This window comes from Hansschlegelia beijingensis (genome assembly GCF_045505405.1).
Classification (GTDB): domain Bacteria; phylum Pseudomonadota; class Alphaproteobacteria; order Rhizobiales; family Methylopilaceae; genus Methylopila; species Methylopila beijingensis_A.
Map to the genome: position 1 here is coordinate 1 of NZ_JBJKEX010000296.1, position 3,852 is coordinate 3,852.

The window sequence follows — 3,852 nt, forward strand, 5'->3', positions numbered from 1 at the left end:
GTTTACGCCTTATCCGGGCTTCCGGCCGGCCGAAGGCGCGGTCGGCGAGTACAACGGCAAGTTCATGTGCCCTATGATCGGGGCCTCGCCTTGCCGCGTCTTATCGGGCTCGACCCGCGCGAACTCGCGGAGGACGGACCGGCGCTTCGTCGCCGGATCGTGACCCGGCTCGCGCAAGCGCTGCGGGCCGAGCGCCGGCGCGGCCGCGCCGGACACTGGACCTACGATCTCAACCGCCACATCGCCCTGCTGCAGGCCCTGCAGGCGGAACAGGACGGAAGACGACCCGCCGCCGGGACATGACCGAGCCCTTCAGCCCAAACCCGCGCCTCAGGCATAAAAAAAGCCGCCCGGGAGGGGCGGCTTTTAGAGAGGCGGGTGGCCCGGCTTCAGCGCCCGCGGACGCGCTGCTGGCCGAGACCCATCTTCTTGGCCAGCTCCGAGCGGGCGGCCGCATAGTTCGGCGCCACCATCGGGTAGTCGGACGGCAGGCCCCACTTCTCCCGGTATTCCTCGGGCGACATGTTGTACTGCGTCCGCAGGTGGCGCTTGAGCGACTTGAACTTCTTACCGTCCTCGAGGCAGACGATGTAGTCCGAGGTCACGGACTTCTTGACCGGGATCGCGGGCTTGAGCGCCTCGGCGGCGGGCTCGGCCGCGCCGGTCGACATGCGGGTGAGCGCTGCGTGGACCTCGTTAATCAGCCCAGGCAAGTCAGCCGATGCGACCGAATTGTTGCTGACATAGGCAGACACGATGTCTGCCGCGAGCTCGATATAGTTCGACGTCGTGGCGGTTTCGCTCATGGAGATCCCGTTCCGTGAGTTTTGTTGAAAACTGTCGGCCCAGGCGACCGGCCGAGCCTGTGAGGTAATATCAGCGCGCCCTTGTGGACTGGCGGCGGCCGCGAGCTTTATGGATCCGGCCGGTGGGAGTCATTGTGAAATAGACAATCACCCATGTCGGCGCAAGTTCTCGGCGACGCTCTCAACTGCTTTTGTTTGCGCCCCATCGCAATGACTGTAGCGATTACCGGCGCTTCCTAGAAGCCGACCAACCAATTTCGGCTCCGGCGAAATGCCGCACAGCTCCCCGTCGCCCGTCGGAGCGTTCCTGTTCTTGCGGAAGCGTCCCGCCAAAACTACGGTCCCGGCGTTCTGCGACGCCAAGTCGCTCCGGTAAACGGCGAAAGAAAGGCGGGCATGACCCTTCCGGCTCAGACACCCGAACCCCGCGACGCCACGCCGCCCCGGGCGGAGCGGCGGCCGTTCGCGCGCGAGATCCACGGCGTCCGGCTGGAGGACCCCTACGCCTGGCTCAAGGCGGATAACTGGGCCGAGGCGATCCGTCGGCCGGAGGTCCTGCCGGCGGACATCCGCGCCTACCTGGAAGCCGAGAACGCCTATGCGGCGGCGCTGCTGGAGCCGCTTGAACCGCTCAAGACGAAGCTCGTCGGCGAGATGCGCGGCCGCATCAAGGAGGATGATTCGACGACGCCCTCGCCGGACGGCCCATACGAATACGCCGTCCGCTATCGCGAGGGCGGCCAGCATCCGCTGATCGTCCGCCGGCCCCGCGGCGCGGATGCGGAGGCAGAGCGCACCTTGCTCGACGGCGACGCTTTGGCGAAGGGCCACGCCTTTTTCCAGCTCGGCCACTGGCGACCGTCGCCGGACCACGCGCTGCTCGCCTGGAGCGCCGACGACAAGGGCTCGGAGTTCGACACCATCCGGGTGCGGGACCTCGGGACCGGCGCGGAGCTGCCTGACGAAATTCCGAGCGCCACCGGCGCGACCGTCTGGGCGGCCGACGGGCGAAGCTTCTGGTACGTCCGGCTCGACGAGCGGCACCGCGCTCTCGAGGTCTATCGCCATCGCCTGGGGACCCCGGTCGAGCAGGACGAACTGGTCTTCAAGGAACAGGATCCCGGCTGGTTCGTCGGCGTCGAGGAGACGCGCTCCGGCGCGTTCTGCGTGATCACCGTCTCGGACCACGACACCAGCGAGGCGCATCTCATCCCGCGCGGCGCGCCCGAAAGCCCGCCGCGGCTGGTCTGGCCGCGCCGCACGGGCGTCCGCTACGAGCTCGACCATCACCCTGATCTCGACGGCCGCTCGACCCTCGTGATCCGCACCAACGCGGACGGCGCCGTCGACTTCAAGCTGGTCGCAGTCGCGGCCGACGAGCCGGCGGGCGGCGCTCGCGAGATCCTGCCCCACCGGCCCGGGACCTACGTCCTCGACCACGCCGTCACGGCGCGCCACCTCGTGCGGCTCGAACGGGTCGACGCAGTGCCCCGGCTGGTCGTCCGCACGCTCGCGGACGGCGGCGAGCACGAGATCGCCTTCCCCGAAGAGGCCTACGCGCTCGGCTTCGACGCCGGCCGGGAGTTCGACGCCGACCTCACGCGCTTCACCTACTCCTCGCCGGCGACGCCAGCGGAAGTCTGGGACTACGACATGGCGACGGGGGAGCGCCGGCTGCGCAAGCGCCAGGAGATCCCGTCCGGCCATGACCCCGCCGCCTATGTGACGCGCCGGCTGACCGCAACCGCGCCCGACGGCGCTGAGGTGCCGATCACCGTGCTACACCGGGCCGGCCTCGCGCTCGACGGCTCCGCGCCGTGCCTGCTCTACGGCTACGGCGCCTATGGCATCTCGATCCCGGCGGGGTTCTCCGGCGGCCGGCTCTCGCTGGTCGATCGCGGCTTCGTCTATGCGATCGCGCATGTCCGCGGCGGGACCGAGAAAGGCTGGGGCTGGTATCTCGACGGCAAGCTCGAGAACAAGCCGAACACCTTTTCGGACTTCATCGCCGTCGCGGAGCATCTCGCGGAGGCGGGTTTCACCTCCTCCGGCCGGATCGTGGCTCATGGCGGTTCGGCAGGCGGCATGCTGATGGGCGCGATCGCCAATCTGCGGCCGGACCTGTTCGCGGGGATCATCGCCGACGTGCCGTTCGTGGACGTGCTGACCACGATGCTCGACGACACGCTGCCGCTGACGCCGCCCGAATGGCCCGAATGGGGCAATCCGATCGAGGATCCGGAGGCGTTCCGGCGCATCCGGAGCTACAGCCCGGTCGACAATGTCGCGCCGCGTCCCTATCCGGCGATCCTGGCGCTCGCCGGCCTCACCGATCCCCGCGTCACGTACTGGGAGCCGGCCAAATGGGCGGCGCGGCTGCGCGACGCCACCACCTCCGACCGGCCGATCCTGCTCAAGACCAACATGGACGCCGGCCATGGCGGCGCGGCGGGGCGGTTCGACCGGCTGGAGGAGGTCGCGCTTTCCTACGCCTTCGCGCTCTGGGCTGTCGGGAAGGCCGAAGCGGAGCCGGCCGCCGCTAGCGCCTGACCGGCGGCGCGCCCTGCTCGAGCTCCGCGAGCGCGGCGTCCAGGGGGTCCTCAGACACGCGATCGGCGGGGCTGACGGTGACCGGCGGCGCCTCCTGAGGCTCTCCGCCGAAGCGCGGCCGGTCGTGCTCCGCCGAGGCCGCCGGCGGCGCCGGTTCGTCTTCCTCTTCGGGTTCGTCCGCGGGATCGAACACGCCGCCCCGCGCGGCCAGCACCGTCCTGCGCAGATCGTCCACCGAAGCGAAGCGGCGGCGGCCATGCGGCGATTCCGCCTCGACCGAACCGTCGTCGAAGAAGCGGTAGGTCACCCCCTTGAGCTCGCCCTCCCGGACGAGCCGCGGACCAGCGGTCGGCGCCTCCGGCTCGACCGCCGGCTCGGCCGCGACGACCGCCTCGGCTTTCGTCTCGGTTTCGGCTTGCTGCGCGGTTGGAGCCGGCGACGGCGCGGGCTCGTCGAGCGTCGGCTCGTCGCGTTCGCCACGCGCCCGGGCCTCGCG

3 protein-coding genes and 1 pseudogene are annotated in these 3,852 nt (G+C 69.9%); 2 read left to right on the forward strand and 2 right to left on the reverse strand.

Annotated elements, in window-relative coordinates:
* Positions 1 to 90 precede the first annotated feature (90 nt).
* The gene (locus tag ACIKT0_RS14610; protein ID WP_407106046.1) at positions 91 to 303 is read left to right on the forward strand and encodes a hypothetical protein; all 213 of its coding nucleotides are present in this window, start codon (positions 91 to 93) and stop codon (positions 301 to 303) included.
* Positions 304 to 389: 86 nt separating this feature from the next.
* Here the strand turns inward: ACIKT0_RS14610 and ACIKT0_RS14615 are convergent, their stop codons facing one another.
* On the reverse strand, positions 390 to 806 hold the full coding sequence (locus tag ACIKT0_RS14615; RefSeq protein ID WP_183393735.1) for a Ros/MucR family transcriptional regulator: 417 nt from the start codon (positions 804 to 806) through the stop codon (positions 390 to 392).
* A gap of 396 nt (positions 807 to 1,202) precedes the next feature.
* Here ACIKT0_RS14615 and ACIKT0_RS14620 point away from each other — a divergent pair, with 396 nt between their 5' ends.
* Positions 1,203 to 3,356, forward strand: coding sequence for a S9 family peptidase (locus ACIKT0_RS14620; protein WP_407106047.1), 2,154 nt, complete (start codon positions 1,203 to 1,205; stop codon positions 3,354 to 3,356).
* Here ACIKT0_RS14620 and ACIKT0_RS14625 read toward each other — a convergent pair.
* Positions 3,346 to 3,852: pseudogene (locus tag ACIKT0_RS14625) on the reverse strand (hypothetical protein); the annotation flags it as partial. The gene ACIKT0_RS14620 and the pseudogene ACIKT0_RS14625 sit on opposite strands and share 11 nt — an antisense overlap.

Excerpts from the sequence above, each read along its gene's own strand:
- ACIKT0_RS14615 (WP_183393735.1), bottom strand. The coding sequence starts at position 806 with ATGAGCGAAACCGCCACGACGTCGAACTATATCGAGCTCGCGGCAGAC.
- ACIKT0_RS14620 (WP_407106047.1), top strand. The coding sequence starts at position 1,203 with ATGACCCTTCCGGCTCAGACACCCGAACCCCGCGACGCCACGCCGCCC.